Source organism: Sphingobium sp. WCS2017Hpa-17, from assembly GCF_031843765.1.
Lineage (GTDB): Bacteria > Pseudomonadota > Alphaproteobacteria > Sphingomonadales > Sphingomonadaceae > Sphingobium.
Genome location: NZ_JAVTIV010000012.1, coordinates 79,301 through 95,664 on the forward strand (window position 1 = coordinate 79,301; position 16,364 = coordinate 95,664).

Here is a 16,364-nt window from a genome sequence, read left to right on the forward strand (position 1 = left end):
TCCTCATATCGTCACCCCAGCAAAGGTTGGGGTCTTAGGCCTTCAAGGTCCAGCTTCGCGGCACGAGATCCCAGCCTACGCTGGGATGACGACCCTGCGGGCCGTCACAGCGGAATATTGTCGTGCTTCTTCCACGGATTCTCCAGCGCCTTGTTGCGCAGCTTGCGCAGGCCAAGTGCTATCCGCTTCCGCGTCGAGTGCGGCTGGATCACCTCGTCGATGAAACCCTTGCTTGCCGCCACGAACGGGTTAGCGAAGCGCGCTTCATATTCCGCCGTCCGTTCCGCAATCTCTTCCGGCGTCTTGCCGCGGAAGATGATCTCCACCGCGCCCTTCGCACCCATCACCGCGATTTCCGCGGTCGGCCAGGCATAGTTCAGATCGCCGCGCAGATGCTTGGACGACATGACGTCATACGCCCCGCCATAGGCCTTGCGCGTGATGACGGTGATCTTCGGCACGGTCGCTTCGGCATAAGCAAACAACAGCTTAGCGCCATGCTTGATGATCCCGCTATGCTCCTGCGCGGTGCCCGGCAGGAAGCCCGGCACATCGACGAAGGTCACGATCGGTATCTCGAACGCGTCGCAGAAGCGCACGAACCGCCCCGCCTTCTTGGACGAGTTGATGTCCAGCACGCCGGCCAGCACCATCGGCTGGTTGGCGATGATGCCCACCGTCTTGCCCTCGATCCGGCCGAAACCGCAGAGGATATTGCCCGCATGGGCCGGCTGCACTTCGAAAAAGTCGCCCTCGTCCACCACCTTGCGGATCAGTTCGTGCATGTCATAGGGCTGGTTGGCATTGGCCGGGATCAGCGTGTCGAGGCTCTCCTCGATCCGATCCCACGCATCCGCGCTCGGCCGCTCCGGCACCGGCTCCTTGTTCGACGCGGGCAGGAAATCGACGAAATCGCGCACCGCCAGCAGCGCCTCGATATCATTGTCGAACGCCACGTCGGCTACACCCGACTTGGTCGTGTGCGTCACCGCGCCGCCCAGTTCCTCCTGCGTCACCACCTCGTTCGTCACCGTCTTGACCACATCCGGCCCGGTCACGAACATGAAGCTGCTGTCCTTCACCATGAAGATGAAGTCGGTCATCGCGGGCGAATAGACCGCGCCGCCCGCGCACGGCCCCATGATGACGCTGATTTGCGGCACCACGCCGCTCGCAAGCACATTGCGCTGGAAAATCTCCGCATAGCCGCCCAGCGACGCGACGCCTTCCTGAATACGCGCGCCGCCGCTGTCATTGAGGCCGATCACCGGCGCGCCGACCTTCAGCGCCATGTCCATGATCTTGCAGATCTTCATCGCGTGCCGTTCCGACACCGCACCGCCATAGACGGTGAAATCCTGCGAAAAGACGAACACCAGCCGGCCGTTGATCGTGCCCGATCCGGTGACGACGCCGTCGCCGGGAATATGCTGTTCGTCCATGCCGAAATCGATGCAATTATGCTCGACATACATGTCCAGCTCTTCAAAGCTGTCCTCGTCCAGCAGCACGTCCAGCCGCTCGCGCGCGGTCAGCTTACCCTTGGCATGCTGGGCGTCGATCCGGCGCTGGCCGCCGCCCATCCGCGCGGCTTCGCGCTTGGCTTCCAGCTGTTCGATGATGGCGAGCTTCGACATGTAAGGCTTCTCTCCGGTTCAGGCGAACGGTTGTTATGCCCTTCCCCTACCCAGCCTCATGCAAAGTTCGCAAATGTAAATTTGCTAATTTGCAAATCGCGACTTCGCAATTAAGGTCCATTTTTGCGTCACCATCACATGCTTAGCAAAGCGGCGACGGGCGCAAGGGAAGGCAGAAACATGGCACGCGGCAACCGCATCTTCGCAGGTCCTCGCCTGCGCCAGCTCCGTCTGGACCATCGGATGGACCAGGCGACGATGGCGCAGGCACTGGGCATATCCGTATCCTATCTCTCGCAGATGGAAAATGACGATCGCCCCCTGACCGCCAAGGTCAAGGCCGCGCTCGCCAGCGCCTTCCCCACCGACTGGGCCAGCTTCGACAGCCGCGAGGAGGAGCAGCTTCTGGGCGCCTTCACCTATGCGCTCGCCCATCCCGAACTGCCTGGCACCCATATGGAGCCCGAGCGGATCGAGAAGCTGCACCTGCAATTTCCCGAATTCGCGGCGCGCTATGTGGACCTCTACAACGCCCATATGCGCGCCAATGAGCGGATCAACATGATCGAGGAGGCGATCGCCAACGATCATGAGGTGCAGGCCCGCCTGCCTTGGGAGGCCGCACGCGACTGGTTTCATGAAGCCGGCAACTATGTCCATCCGCTCGACTGCCTGGCCGAGGAAATGGCGGAGAGCTTTACGCAAGGGCAGGTGCTGGACGAAGGCATGCTGGTGGAGGCGCTGGCCCGTCGCCACGGTATCGAGACGCTGATCGCCGAAACCCCCGACAGCGCGCTGCGCACCTATCATGCCATCGACCGGCAACTCTTCATCAACGCCGCCCTGCCGACTGAAAGCCGCAAATTCATGCTCGCCCACCAGCTGATGATGCTGGAGGGGCAGGCGGTCATTGCCGATGTGGTCAGGAAGGCTGCCTTGCCCGTCCTCGGATCGGACCGGCTGCTCGCGATCGGCCTCGGCAATTATGCCGCCGGCGCGTTGCTGCTTCCTTATGCCGCCTTCCGCGAAGCCGCCCGCACGATGCGCCACGATATCGACCGGATCGCCCGCACCTTCGGCGTCAGCTTCGAACAGGCCTGCCACCGCCTCTCCACGCTCCAGCGCCCCGGCCTGCGCGGCATCCCCTTCTTCTTCTGCCGCGTCGACATGGCCGGCAATATAACGAAACGCCACAGCGCCACCCGCCTGCAATTCGCCCGCTTCGGCGGCGCCTGCCCGCTCTGGAACGTGCATGAAGCCGTCGCCGTGCCCGACCGCATCAACGTTCAGCTTGGCGAGACACCCGATGGCGTGCGCTATGTCTCCATGGCCAAGGGGCTGGTGAAGCCCTCGGGCAGCTACAAGCGCACCCCGCGTCGTTACGCCGTGGTGCTGGGCTGCGAAACCGCCCATGCGGCGAACTTCGTCTATGCCGACGGCCTGCATTTGCAGGAGGAGGGCGCGGCCACCCCGATCGGCATAACCTGCCGGCTCTGCCCCCGGCAAAGCTGCGACCAGCGCGCCTTCCCGCCCGCCGACCGCCCGATCCATGTCGATCCCGACACCCGCCAGATCGTGCCTTACTGGATCGGGTGAGGCCGGCTATACGCCGGCCTGCGCCAGCCGCGCAAAGCGGCTCACCATGTCGCGGAAGGTCAGGTCGCTGTCGATCGCGCTATAAACCCGCATCGGTCGCGCGCCGGGACGCTCGCGATAGCTGCCGTCGATATTCAGCCAGGGCGTGGGTTTGCGCAGATAGCGGCTGGAGGCCGGATCGGGCTGGATCGGCGTCATCAACGCCGTCAGCGTCACCAGCGGACTGTCGCCCAGCACATAAACCTCGGCATCGGGCATCGGCGGGAAGCCGGGAATGGTCGCCAGTATCGCCGCCATCCCATCCAGTTCCGCCTTGAGATAGCGGCCCAAAGGTCCGGCGGCAGCGATGTCCTCGATCTCGGCCATCGAAAACAGCATCTGGCGATAGGCGTCTCTCGGTACTTGCCAGATTTCGATGTCGGATTCGTTGAAGATGATCTGCGCCGCGACCGGGTCGATGGACAGGTTGAACTCCACCTCCGCCGGTCCGGGTGGCGGGTAGGCGAGGCCGCCATGCTCGTTGCCGCCGATCCAGACCAGCTTGATGCGCGACCCGATCTTCGGTTCGGCCAGCCATGCCAGCGCCAGTTCTGTCAGCCCCGCGCCGGCGGCGTAGAAAAGCGGTTCTTTCCGGTCCGCGCGCATCGCCTCGCGCACGATCGCCGCCGTCACCGGGCTGGGCGTCCACCGATCGCGCGACATGATGGGCAATTCGGCACCAGCTATCGGCGTGTAACGCCCCTCCAGTCGCATCACCTTCAGCAACTCACGCGCCTTCGCGGCACCGGCCGTGGCGGATGCAGGGCCGCCGAACTTCAGCGGCAGATGCGATCCGACAATCAACGGGATGTCGATCGACCCGCACAACAGATGATGGGCCAGTTGGAACAGTCCATCCGGATCGCCCGAAAAATCATTGTCCACGATGACACGCGCCTGCGGATGCCGTTCTCCTGTGGCACCATGTGCCGCCATTGAAAGGCTTGCCATGAAACCCGCGACGGACATCAGGACATGGCGACGGCCAAGCTCTACAGGCATATATCCTCTCCCTCCATTTCCCTCGTCATGGAAGCCCGGCGCCATGTGGTAAAATATCAATTTCTCATGCCATCATAGGCTCAGCCTATAGCCACTCGCTCCTCCCCCCGATGACCATCGCCGCGTCCAGAAAGTCCAGAAACGCCCGCACCCGCGCCGCTGCCCGGTCCTCCGCCGCGTAGAGGGCATGAATATCCTCGCCATCGCCGGCATTATATTCCGCCAGCACCTCCACCAGCCGCCCTTCGCGCAGGTCGCGCGCAACATGGAACCGCCCGTGCCGCGCAATCCCGGCCCCGGCCACCGCCATCTGCCGCACCACTTCGCCCGAATTGCCGAAGAAGCGACCCTGCACCGGCCGCTGCACCAGCTTCCCCTTCACCCGGAACGGCCAGCTATCCACCGACCGGCGGAAGCTGAAACGCAGACAGTCATGCGCGTCCAGATCGTCCGGTGTCGCGGGCGTCCCGCGTCGCGCCAGATAATCGGGGCTGGCCACCAGCAGCATCCGGCTATGCCCCAGCTTCTTGGCACGCAGGCTGGTATCGCGCAGCGGCCCGATGCGGATGGCGATGTCCGCCCGCTCCTCGACCAGATCGACAATATCGTCGGTCAGCGTCAGGTCGACAGTCACCGCCGGATGAAGCGCGCCGAACTGCGGCAGGATCGGGATCAGATATTCCATGCCGAAGGAGGGGGAAGCGTTGATCCGCAGCAGCCCGCGCGGCCCCTGTCCTTCGGTCCGCAGGCTGTTCTCCGCCTCATACATGTCGCCCAATATCGCGATCATCCGATCTTGATAGGCTTGCCCCTCGCGCGTCAACGCCAGCGACCTTGTGGTCCGCCGCACCAGCGCCACGCCCAGCCTCTGCTCTAGCCGCGCGATCGACCGGCTCACCGCCGACGGGGTCAGGCGCAGCGCCTTGGCGGCGGCGGCAAAACTCCCCGCGCCAGCTACCATCAGGAAATTCTCGACGTCGCCGAACCGGTTATCCATGATTTCAATTCACTTCTGAAGTGATGCCATTCCCTCTAATCATCAATAAGCTTATATCTATCTACCTGTCCAACTCGCTGTCTCATTCGAAAGGGAAAAGCCCATGGACCTGCAACTCACCGGCAAGAGCGCCATCGTCACCGGATCGACCGCCGGCATCGGCCTCGCCATCGCAAAACGCCTCGCACAAGAGGGCGTTGCCGTCACCATCACCGGCCGTAGCCAGGCGAAGCTGGACGCCGCAGCCATCGAAATCGGCCTGCCCGTCAACGCCGTGCTTGCCGATCCCGCCACGGCGGAGGGCGCCGCCGCGCTGATCGCCGCCGTCCCCGCGACCGACATCCTCGTCAACAATCTGGGCATTTACGAAGCCAAGGACTTCGCCGACATCAGCGATGAAGACTGGCACCATCTGTTCGAAGTCAACGTCGTCAGCGGCGCTCGCCTGTCCCGCCACTATTTCCCGAAGATGCTGAAAAACAACTGGGGCCGGGTGATCTTCATCGCCAGCGAAAGCGGCCTGCTCCCGCCCGCCGAAATGATCCACTACGGCATGACCAAGTCGGCCCAGCTTTCCATCTCGCGCGGCCTTGCCGAACATACGCGCGGGACCGGCGTCACCGTGAACAGCGTGCTCCCCGGCCCGACCCGTTCGGAAGGGATTGTCGATTTCATCCGCTCCGTGGTCGACAACAAGGACGCACCCGAAGCCGAACGCGAAGCCGAGTTCTTCACCAAACTGCGCCCGCTCTCGCTCATCAAGCGCCTGATCGAAGCGGACGAGGTCGGCGCCATGGTCGCCTATCTCGCCAGCCCCCTCGCCGCCGCCACCAACGGCGCGGCCCTGCGGGTCGAAGGCGGCATGGTGCCGACGATCGCGTAATTCACGCTACCGCCGTTCGTCCTGAGTAGCCATTGAGCTCGTCGAAATGGCGTATCGAAGGGATATGCTTCGATACGGGTCTTCGACTTCGCTCAGACCCTACTCAGCACGAACCGGATAGTGACAATCCGCCTTGCGGAAACTGGCCCTGTCGCTCGTCTTCAGCCTCCACTAGAAGGATGATGATGAGCGACACGGACAGCCTTTCCAGAATCGAAGACGCCTTGAGCCGGGACGGCTATGCCCGCCTGTCCGGCGCGACCATGTTCGACCGGCTGGACATTGCCGAACCCGATTGGGCCGCCTTCGCCCAAAGCTGGAACGATCTCGGCCCCGATCTCTACATGGCCGATGGCGGCCGCTACCGCCGCCGCCGCCACGCCGCTTTCGCGCTGGAACAGGGCCATTTCACCCGCAAGCCGCACCAGCCCCATTATCAGAGCCGCGACTATAACCCGCTCAACGGCGATGTGCAGCGCTGGTTCGACCCGGTGGAGGACGCCACGGTCGCCAATCCGGTCCTCCAGTCGATCTTCGCCTTCTGCGCCGACAGCTTCGATCCCGTCGGCAAAGGCCAATGGCACGTCGAGATGCACCAGTTCCGGATCGAGGCGAAGCCCGACGAAAATGGCCGCCCCACGCCCGAAGGCATGCACCGCGACGGCGTGGATCATGTGCTGGTGATGCTGGTCGAGCGCCGCAACGTCCGCGAAGGCGTTACCCGCATCGGTGCGCCGGACGGCACGGCGCTGGGCGAATTCACCCTGACCGGCCCGGCCGACACGATGCTGATCGACGATCACCGCATCCTGCACGGCGTCACGGAAATCCACTCCGTCGATCCCGCCGCCCCCGCCTGGCGCGACGCGCTGGTGGTGACGTTCGTGGCCACCGCCTAACCCCCCACATCCGTTCGCCCTGAGCCTGTCGAAGGGCGGGGCTGAGCGAACGGAATATTGGAAATAGCCCCTATTTAAGAAGAACCAGCTCCTCCGCCATGCTGGGGTGCAGCGCGACGGTGTCGTCGAAATCCTGCTTGGTCAGGCCCGCCTTCACTGCGATCGCGGCGGCCTGCAATATCTCCGGCGCATCCGGCCCGATCATGTGCAGCCCGACCACCCTGTCGGTCGTCGCGTCCACCACCATCTTGTAGAGCGCCCGCTCCTCGCGCCCCGCCAGCACATTCTTCATCGGCCGGAAATCGGACGTATAGACCTTCACCGTGCCATATTGGTTCTTGGCGTCCGCCTCGGTCAGGCCAACCCCGGCCAGCGGCGGATGACTGAACACGGCGGACGGCACGCAGCTATAATCCACCTTGCGCTTGTTGCCCCCGAACACCGTGTCGGCAAAGGCATGGCCTTCGCGGATCGCCACCGGAGTCAGTTGCAGCCGGTCGGTGACGTCACCCACCGCATAGATGCTATCGCAACTGGTCTGGCTATAATCATCAACCTTGATTGCGCCTTTCTCGGTCAGGTCGACCCCGGCTGTCTCCAGCCCCAGCCCATCGACATGCGGCTTGCGCCCGGTGGCGAACAGCACCACGTCCGCCGCGACCGGATCGCCATCCTTGAAATGGACACACAGCGTGCCATCGTCATTCTTCTCGATCCGCTCCATCTTCGCATTGAAGCGGAAATTGATCCCCTTGGTCATGCTGATCTGAAGCAGCCGGTCGCGGATCTGCGCGTCATAACCGCGCAGCAGGTCGCTGCCGCGATTGACCATGGTTACATGGCTGCCGAACTGGTGGAAGATGCCGGCAAATTCATTGGCGATATAGCCGCCGCCGACGATCACGATCCGCTTGGGGCATTCGTCCAGATGGAAGACTTCGTTGCTGGTGATGCCATGTTCGGCGCCCTCCACTTCCGGCACCACCGGCCAGGCGCCGGTCGCGACCAGGATGACCTTGGCCGTCACCTCCTGCCCGCTCGCCAGCCTGATGCCATGCGGCCCGGTGATGGTCGCCCGCTCGCGGATCACCTCGACCTTGTGGCTGCTCAGCGTATTGCCATACAGCCCTTCCAGCCGGTCGACATCGGCCAGCACATTGTCGCGCAGCGTGGTCCATTCAAAGCCGCACTCCGGCACGTCCCAGCCGAAGCGGCGGGCGTCCTTCAGGTCCTCGGCGAAATGCGCTCCATAGATGAGCAACTTCTTGGGCACGCAGCCGCGAATGACGCAGGTGCCGCCGACCCGAAATTCCTCGGCCACGGCAACCTTCGCGCCATGCGCCGCCGCGACACGAGACGCGCGCACGCCGCCCGATCCTGCACCGATGACGAAAAGGTCGAAATCAAACTCGCTCATGCCTGGCCTCCGATTATTGAGGCGGGATATGGCGGCTAGGGCGCGGAGTTACAAATGGGAATCTTCTTCCCATTGCTTTCACTACCCCCGTTCGGTTCGAGCTTGTCGAAAACTGTTCTCGATACGCCTTCTCGACTGCGCTCGAAGCCTACTCGAACCGAACGGGTTAAAATATTATTCCCCGCCCAGCGCGAGGTCGATCAGCGCCATGGTCGACGGGTCGAAGCCCGTAGGACCATTGGCCTCGATCGACTTGGCGATCTCCTTACCCAGTTCGACGCCGAACTGGTCGAACGGGTTGATCCCCATCAGCACCGCATTGGCGAAGGTGCGATGCTCGTAGAAGGCGATCAGCGCGCCCAGCGCCTCTGGCGTCACGTCGTCCAGCAGGATCGTCGTGGACGGCCGGTTGCCGGGATAGGCCCGCGCCGGATCGTTCGCATTCTCCTTGCCGCGCAGCAGCGCCGCGCCCTGCGCGAAGCAGTTGACCAGCAGGGCGCGATGATGGGCAGGGTCCAGCACATGGCCCGGCTCGATCGAGGCGATGAACTCTACCGGCGACACCACGGTGCCCTGATGCAGCAACTGGAACACCGCATGCTGCGCATCGGTGCCCACCCCGCCCCAGGTGATCGGCGCGCTCGGCCCCACGACCGGCTGATTGTCGCGCGTCACGCTCTTGCCGTTGCTCTCCATCTCCAACTGCTGAAGATAGGAAGGCAGCAGCGCCAGCCGCTCGTCATAGGCGAACAGGGCGCGGGTCTGATAGCCCAGCACGCGCGCATAATATTGGTCGACAAAGGCCGCGATCAGCGGCGCATTTGCGGCCGGGGCGGACAGGCGGAAATGGCGGTCCATCGCCGCCGCGCCTTCCAGCAGGCTCTCGAACGCATCCCAGCCCAGCGCCATCGCGGCCGGAAAGCCGATCGAGGACCAGAGCGAATAACGCCCGCCCACGCTCTCGGCAAAGGGCAGGATGCGGGTTTCGTCCACGCCCCATTCCATCGCCTTGTCCGGCGCGGCGGTCAGCGCGATCACCTTGCCATAGGGATCGTCCACCCCCGCCTCGACCATCCAGTTGATCGCGCTCGCCGCGTTCAGCATCGTCTCGCTGGTGGTGAAGGTCTTGGACGCGATGGCGATCAGGGTCGTGTGCGGATCGAACCCTTCCAGCGCCCGCTCCAGCGCGGTGCCGTCCACATTGGATACGATCGCCACATCATAACGCACGCCGTCGCCATCCAGCGCATCGACGATCAGCTTGGGGCCAAGCGCCGACCCGCCAATGCCGATATGCAGGATATGACGGACTTCGCCCAGCGCGCCCGCCTCGATCGCGTCGATCAGGCCGCGCATCCGGTTGTGCAGCATCTTGGCGTGAGCGACGCTGTCGGCGTTGCCCTCGCCCCGTTCGGCCGGATGCTCGGCGGCACGACCTTCGCTGTTGTTGACCGCCTGGCCCGAAAACAGCGCGTCGCGCCAGCCGGCGAAATCCTGTTCCTGCGCCAGCGCCAGGAAGCCTGCCAGCACATCGTCGGTCAGATGGGTCTTGGACCAGTCGAACCGGATCGGTCCCTGGCTCAGCACCAGCTTGGACAGGCGGTCGGGATCGGTCGTGAAAATCGACTTGAGGTCTGCTTGCGGAAGCGCGGCGATGGACGCCAAGGAGCCGGGCTGTGCAGGGCTGGTCATGCAATATCCTCTATGACGTTGGTCGATATCGACGCTGCACCGGTCGATTCCCCCTATGCTTAGCCCAAAGCGGTGCGCTTTGCATCGGCAAGGACTGCTTGACGCGCACCTTCACAGGCTCCAAAAGCCGGCACGGCCGCTTTATCGGCTCTCTCAAGGGATCAGACGACACTCCATGACTGCCAAATCGGAAACGCGGGACTTCCTCTGGTTTCTCGCCAAGCTCGGGCTGTTCGTCTTCATCCTGCGCAGCTTCATCATATCGCCGTTCAACATTCCGTCGGAATCCATGCAGCCGCGTCTGCTGATCGGCGACTATCTGCTGGTGGCCAAATGGCCCTATGGCTATTCGCGCTATTCGCTGCCGTTCAGCATCCCGCTAATCCCCGGCCGCATTCTGGCGTCCACGCCCGAACGGGGCGACGTGGTGGTGTTCAAGGCGCCGCCGAACCAGAAGAACGACTATATCAAGCGCGTCATCGGCCTGCCCGGTGACCAGATCGCGGTGCGCGGCGGGACCGTCTATCTGAACGGCCAGGCGATCCCGAAGCAGAAGGTGGCCGACCTCGTCATTCCGGTGACGCCCAACATGGTCGATGCCGCCGCCAGGGAAGGCGCCGCTTCCCCTTGCTATCGCCCCGATTTCGAGGAAACCGCGCCCGACGGCGGCAAGCAGTGCCGCTACCCGCAGTTCCGTGAAACGCTGCCCGGCGGCAAGAGCTACAACGTCCTCGACCTGCTGCCCGATGGTGCGGCCGATGATCGCGACGCGGTGCTGGTGCCCGAAGGCAAGCTGTTCATGATGGGCGACAATCGCGATCGCAGCGCCGACAGCCGCTTCCCGGCGGTCGAAGGCGGCGGCATCGGTCTCGTCCCCGAAGAAAATCTGGTGGGCAAAGCGGTGATCTCCGTCTTCTCGACCGACGGTAGCGCCAACTGGCTGCTGCCCTGGACCTGGTTCACAGCCGCGCGCTGGAGCCGGATCGGGGAAGGCTTTTGAAGCTGACCGTTTCTGCCTCTGACACGCCCGCCTGGCTCAGGGATCTGATCGGCCGCGCGCCGCAAAATCCCGCGACCTTCGAACAGGCGCTGACCCATGGCAGCGCCAAGGCGGTAAATTACGAGCGACTGGAGTTTCTCGGCGACCGTATCCTCGGCCTGCTGATCGGCGAATGGCTGTTCGAACGCTTTACCGACGAACCGGAAGGCAAGCTCTCCCGCCGCTTCAACGCGCTGGTATCGGGTGAAACCTGCGCCGAAGTCGCACGCGACGCCGGCGTCCCCAAGCATCTGGTGCTGGGCAAGCAGGCCCGCGACGATGGCGCCGCCAACAGCGACAATGTGCTGGGAGACGTCATGGAAGCGCTGATCGGCGCGCTCTATCTGGAAGGCGGACTGGAAGAGGCGCGCGCGCTCGTCCGCCGCCTCTGGGCCGACCGGGTAGACACCCAGACCAGCGCCCCGCGTCACCCCAAATCCTATCTTCAGGAATGGGCCGCCGCCAACAAGCGCAAGCCGCCCGAATATGCGCTGACCGACCGGTCTGGTCCCCAGCACGCCCTGCGCTTCACGGTCACCGTGTCGATCAAGGGTGCCGGCGAGGCAAGTGCGACCGGCGGATCCAAGCAGGAAGCCGAAACAGCCGCAGCCAAGGCCCTGCTGGAGAAACTGGCGGGTTGACCAGGGGCGGCCCTCTCACCCCGTTTCTTCTTGGGGCTGGCTGCGCTACAAACAGACCATTCCGTCATCCCAGCGCACGCTGGGATCTCACTTCCTTCTGAGCGGATGGAAGAAAAGAGAGATGCCAGCCTTCGCTGGCATGACGATTTTTTTACTGGGCGAGCAAGGCCCAGCGCGAACGGAGCTATAGTTGACGGAAAATCTTGAAAGCCAGCGCTGCGGCGTCATCGCCATCGTCGGCGCGCCCAATGCGGGCAAGTCGACGCTGGTCAACGCGCTGGTGGGGCAGAAGGTGGCGATCACCAGCCCCAAGGCGCAGACCACGCGCACCCGCGTGATGGGCGTCGCGATCGAGGGCGATGCGCAGCTGGTGCTGGTCGACACGCCCGGCGTCTTCGCACCCAAGCGGCGGCTGGATCGCGCCATGGTGCAGGCCGCCTGGGGCGGCGCGCAGGGGGCTGACCTCATCGCGATGGTCATCGACGGCAAGGCGGGCCTTGGTCCCAAGCTGGAACCGATCGTCGAAGCGCTCAAGCATCGCAGCGAGCGCAAATGGCTGATCATCAACAAGGTGGACATTGCCACCAAGGAACGGTTGCTGGTTCACACCCAAAAGCTGAACGACGAACTGGGTTTCGACGAAATCTATTTCGTGTCGGCCGCGACCGGCGATGGCCTGCCCGAACTCAAGACCGCCTTCGCCAACGCCATGCCGGAAGGGCCGTGGCACTTCCCCGAAGATCAGGTGTCCGACGCCACCGACCGGATGCTGGCGGCGGAAATCACCCGCGAGCAGCTCTATCACCAGCTTCACGCCGAACTTCCCTATGCCGCCGCGGTGGACACCGAGCAGTATAAGGAACGCGACGACGGCTCAGTTGAAATCCACCAGCAGATACTCGTCGGCCGCCCGACGCAGCGCGCCATCGTGCTCGGCAAGGGCGGCCAGCGCCTCAAGGAAATCGGGTCGAAGGCCCGCGCCGAACTGGCGACCCTGCTGGGCGTCAAGGTCCACCTCTACCTCCACGTCAAGGTGAAGGAAGGCTGGGAGGATGATCGCAATATCTATCGCGACATCGGCCTAGACTGGGTAGAATGATGATCGGATAGTCGATGGCGAGGCAGGCAAGGTAAATTCATTCTTTACCTTGTTTCGTTACGGCCCCGTGTCATGGGACCGAAACAGAAAATCGCGTTCGCCGTCGGCGTCTCCGTTTTCGGTACAATCATCATCATGGCCATCGTGTCGGTCATTCCCGGCATGTTCATTCCGCTTCGCTATTTCGGCGTGGGCATCTTCTGTTCGGGCAGCATCTCGACGCCCGTCTGCGTCCTGCTCGTCCGTCAGGGGGAGGAGAACCGCCGCCTCCGCCATGAACTGGAATTGCGGGTGGCCGAACTGGCGCGGCTGGCGCAGATTGACGGGCTGACTGGCCTGCTCAGCCGCAATGCCTTTTTCGACGCGGCGGATCAGGTCCATGGCCAGCCGGACAACTGGTACCTGCTGATCGACATCGACCATTTCAAGCGCTTCAACGACGATCATGGCCACCAGACCGGCGATGTCGTCCTGCACGCCGTGGCGACCGCGATCAGCGAAGCCTTGCGCTCCACGGACCTGTGCGGCCGGCTAGGTGGAGAAGAATTTGCCGCCTGCCTGATCGATTGTGACGAGGATCAGGCCGAACGACGGGCTGAACTGGTCCGAATTTCCATACAGTCGCTGCGAGTTCGCGCACCGACCGGTGGCACCGTCCGTGTCACCGCCAGCATCGGCCTCAGCGCGTCCGACCCGACCCGCCCGATTGAGGCCAGCCTGCATCTGGCCGACCTCGCCATGTATGCGGCCAAGACGGGCGGTCGCAACCAGGTGCGCCGCGCCGCCTGAACGTTCGGCTTATTCGGCGGCGGCTGCTTTCTTCTTGGGTGCAGTCTTCTTCGCCGGTGCCTTCTTGGCCGCAGGCTTCTTCTCGCCTGAATCCGTCTTGGGCGCAGCCTTCTTCTTCGCAGGCGCCTTTTTGCCCTTCTTTGCCGGCGCCGCAGCGGCGCGCGCGTCGATCAGTTGCGCCGCTTCCTCCAGCGTCAGCTGATCCTTGTCCACCGTCTTGGGCAGCGTCGCATTGGTCGTGCCGTCGGTGACATAGGCGCCGTAACGGCCCTCCATCAGCTTGATCTCGGCCTCGGTCCGCGGATGCGCCCCCAAGACCTTGAGCGGCTCGCGTCCACCGCTCGACCGGCCGCCCCGGTTCGCGGCCTCGGCCAGCTTGACGACAGCGCTGTTCATGCCGACTTCGAAAATCTCGGCCGTGTTCGCCAGCCGCCCATATTTGCCGTCATGCAGCAGATAGGGACCAAAGCGCCCGATATTCGCCACGATCGGCTTGCCGGTTTCCGGGTGCAGCCCCACCTCGCGCGGCAGGCTCAGCAGCTTGATCGCCCAGTCCAGCGTCATCTCGCCATCCGGCAAATCCTTGGGGATCGACCCGCGCTTGGCTTCCTTGCCCTCACCCATCTCGATGTAGGGGCCAAAACGGCCGGATTTCTTCACGATATCCTGCCCGGTTTCGGGATGCTGGCCCAGCACCTCCGGCCCCGTGTCGGCGCCTTCGCTGCCGCCCGGCTGACCGAACTTGCGGGTATATTTGCACTCGGGATAGTTGGAGCAGGCGATGAACGCCCCGAACCGGCCACCCCGAAGGGAAAGCTGCCCATCCGCACAGAGCGGGCAGGCACGCGGGTTGCTGCCATCCGCCTTGGGCGGGAACAGCATCGGTTCCAGAAACTTGTCCAGCTCCGCCGTGATGTCGGACGGCTTCTGCTCCATGATCTCAGCCGTCTTGGGTTTGAAATCGCGCCAGAAGGCTTCCAGCACCGCCTGCCACTGGGCGCGGCCGCCGGAAATATCGTCCAGTTCGTCTTCCAGACCTGCCGTGAAGTCGTAGGAGACGTAGCGCTCGAAGAAGCGCTCCAGGAACGCCGTCACCAGCCGCCCGCTCTCTTCGGCGAAGAAGCGGTTCTTCTCCACCCGCACATAGTCGCGGTCCTTGAGCACCTGCAATGTCGAGGCATAGGTGGACGGTCGCCCGATCCCCAATTCTTCCAGACGCTTGACCAGCGATGCTTCCGAATAGCGCGGCGGCGGCTGGGTGAAATGCTGGTCCGCCGTAACCTTCTTCTTCGCGGGCGCATCCCCTTCGCTCATGCGCGGCAGCAGCTTGCTGTCGTCGTCGTCGCTGTCGTCCCGGCCCTCTTCATACAGCGCAAGGAAGCCGGGGAAGATGACCACCTGCCCGGTGGCGCGCAGCGCATGGCTGCCGGTCTGGTCGACCAGATCGATCACCGTCCGCTCCAGCCGGGCCGACGCCATCTGGCTCGCCAGCGCGCGCTTGAAGATCAGGTCATAGAGGCGCGCATGGTCGCCACTGCCCACCTTGTCGCGATGGAATTCGGTCGGACGAATGGCTTCATGCGCTTCCTGCGCATTCTTGGCCTTGGTCTGATACTGGCGTGGCTTTTCGGGCAGGTAACCGCCGTCATAGCGTTCCGCGATCGCCTTGCGCGCGGCGGAAATGGCGCTGCCATCCATCTGCACGCCGTCGGTTCGCATATAGGTGATCGCGCCGTCTTCGTAGAGCTGCTGCGCGATCCGCATCGTATGGCTGGCCGAAAAGCCCAGCTTGCGCGCGGCCTCCTGTTGCAGCGTCGACGTCGTGAACGGCGCGGGAGGATTGCGGCTGACCGGCTTCGTCTCGACCTTGTCGACGGTGAAGCGCCCTGCCTCCACATCGGCCTTGGCCGCCATGGCGTCGCCTTCCTTGCCGATGGTCAGGCGCTCGATCTTTTCGCCCTTCCAGCGGACGAGGCGCGCGGTAAAGCCCTGCCCGCCCTGCTCCATCTCGGCCGCGACTGACCAATATTCCTGCGGCGTGAAGCTTTCGATCTCGCGCTCGCGCTCGACCACCAGCCGCAGCGCGACCGACTGCACGCGGCCCGCCGACTTGGCGCCGGGCAGCTTGCGCCACAGCACCGGCGACAGGGTGAAGCCCACCAGATAGTCGAGCGCGCGGCGCGCCCGGTATGCGTCGATCAGATCCTCGTCCAGCGCGCGGGGCTTGGCCATCGCGTCCAGCACCGCCGCCTTGGTGATGGCGTTGAACGTCACCCGCTCCACGACCGACGGCAGCGCCTTCTTGGCGCGCAGCACTTCCTGCACATGCCAGCTGATCGCTTCCCCTTCGCGATCAGGGTCAGTCGCCAGGATCAATCGCGTCGCCTGCTTGGAGGCATCGGCAATGGCCTTGAGTTGCTTGCCCTTGTCGCCATAATTTTCCCACGACATGGCAAAGCCGTCGTCGGGATCGACCGATCCGTCCTTGGCCGGCAGGTCGCGGATATGGCCATAGCTGGCGAGGACATGGAAATCGCCGCCCAGATATTTCTCGATGGTCTTCGCCTTGGCCGGCGATTCTACGATAACAAGCTGCATTTATGCCCCGGATTTGGATGGCCTCACGTACACGCG

The 16,364-nt window shown here is 63.8% G+C and carries 13 protein-coding genes; 7 read left to right on the forward strand and 6 right to left on the reverse strand.

The features are described 5' to 3' along the window. Window positions 1-104: 104 nt before the first annotated feature. Complete coding sequence (locus RQH62_RS16400; RefSeq protein WP_311269804.1) at window positions 105-1,637, reverse strand: acyl-CoA carboxylase subunit beta; 1,533 nt, start codon at window positions 1,635-1,637, stop codon at window positions 105-107. 180 nt (window positions 1,638-1,817) lie between these two features. Here RQH62_RS16400 and RQH62_RS16405 point away from each other — a divergent pair, with 180 nt between their 5' ends. Continuing rightward, entirely contained in the window at window positions 1,818-3,233 is a 1,416-nt protein-coding gene (locus RQH62_RS16405; protein ID WP_311269805.1) for a short-chain fatty acyl-CoA regulator family protein, read from the forward strand. A gap of 6 nt (window positions 3,234-3,239) precedes the next feature. Here RQH62_RS16405 and RQH62_RS16410 read toward each other — a convergent pair whose 3' ends face one another. Next, complete coding sequence (locus RQH62_RS16410; protein WP_311269806.1) at window positions 3,240-4,274, reverse strand: nucleoside hydrolase; 1,035 nt, start codon at window positions 4,272-4,274, stop codon at window positions 3,240-3,242. 85 nt (window positions 4,275-4,359) lie between these two features. Further along, entirely contained in the window at window positions 4,360-5,271 is a 912-nt protein-coding gene (locus RQH62_RS16415; RefSeq protein ID WP_311269807.1) for a LysR substrate-binding domain-containing protein, read from the reverse strand. A 103-nt stretch (window positions 5,272-5,374) separates the two neighbouring features. On the opposite strand from RQH62_RS16415, the gene RQH62_RS16420 reads away from it, so the two are divergent. Both RQH62_RS16420 and RQH62_RS16425 read left to right on the forward strand, forming a co-directional pair. Further along, the gene (locus RQH62_RS16420) at window positions 5,375-6,154 is read left to right on the forward strand and encodes an SDR family oxidoreductase (RefSeq protein ID WP_311269808.1); all 780 of its coding nucleotides are present in this window, start codon (window positions 5,375-5,377) and stop codon (window positions 6,152-6,154) included. A gap of 185 nt (window positions 6,155-6,339) precedes the next feature. Continuing rightward, window positions 6,340-7,053 carry a 2OG-Fe dioxygenase family protein gene (locus RQH62_RS16425; protein ID WP_311269841.1) on the forward strand — a complete coding sequence of 238 codons (714 nt, stop codon included), beginning with the start codon at window positions 6,340-6,342 and terminating at the stop codon, window positions 7,051-7,053. Between the two features lie 70 nt (window positions 7,054-7,123). Here RQH62_RS16425 and gor read toward each other — a convergent pair whose 3' ends face one another. Both gor and pgi read right to left on the reverse strand, forming a co-directional pair. Then, window positions 7,124-8,470: a glutathione-disulfide reductase gene (gene gor / locus RQH62_RS16430; protein ID WP_311269809.1), complete on the reverse strand. Its 1,347-nt coding sequence runs from the start codon at window positions 8,468-8,470 to the stop codon at window positions 7,124-7,126. Window positions 8,471-8,644: 174 nt separating this feature from the next. Continuing rightward, window positions 8,645-10,162, reverse strand: a complete 1,518-nt coding sequence (gene pgi / locus RQH62_RS16435; protein ID WP_311269810.1) for a glucose-6-phosphate isomerase — start codon at window positions 10,160-10,162, stop codon at window positions 8,645-8,647. 175 nt (window positions 10,163-10,337) lie between these two features. Between pgi and lepB the strand changes: the two genes are divergently transcribed. The 4 genes from lepB (at window position 10,338) to RQH62_RS16455 (ending at window position 13,730) form a co-directional block, all read left to right on the forward strand. Further along, the gene (gene lepB / locus RQH62_RS16440) at window positions 10,338-11,162 is read left to right on the forward strand and encodes a signal peptidase I (RefSeq protein WP_311269811.1); all 825 of its coding nucleotides are present in this window, start codon (window positions 10,338-10,340) and stop codon (window positions 11,160-11,162) included. Between the two features lie 2 nt (window positions 11,163-11,164). Further along, complete coding sequence (gene rnc, locus RQH62_RS16445; RefSeq protein ID WP_311269842.1) at window positions 11,165-11,842, forward strand: ribonuclease III; 678 nt, start codon at window positions 11,165-11,167, stop codon at window positions 11,840-11,842. 190 nt (window positions 11,843-12,032) lie between these two features. Continuing rightward, window positions 12,033-12,941 carry a GTPase Era gene (era, locus tag RQH62_RS16450; protein ID WP_311269812.1) on the forward strand — a complete coding sequence of 303 codons (909 nt, stop codon included), beginning with the start codon at window positions 12,033-12,035 and terminating at the stop codon, window positions 12,939-12,941. A 72-nt stretch (window positions 12,942-13,013) separates the two neighbouring features. After that, window positions 13,014-13,730 (forward strand): GGDEF domain-containing protein, encoded by a 717-nt coding sequence (locus RQH62_RS16455; protein WP_311269813.1) that lies wholly within the window; start codon window positions 13,014-13,016, stop codon window positions 13,728-13,730. 9 nt (window positions 13,731-13,739) lie between these two features. On the opposite strand, the gene topA is transcribed toward RQH62_RS16455, so the two are convergent. After that, a complete protein-coding gene (topA, locus tag RQH62_RS16460; protein ID WP_311269814.1) occupies window positions 13,740-16,328 on the reverse strand; it encodes a type I DNA topoisomerase in 2,589 nt (862 codons plus the stop codon). Window positions 16,329-16,364 lie beyond the last annotated feature (36 nt).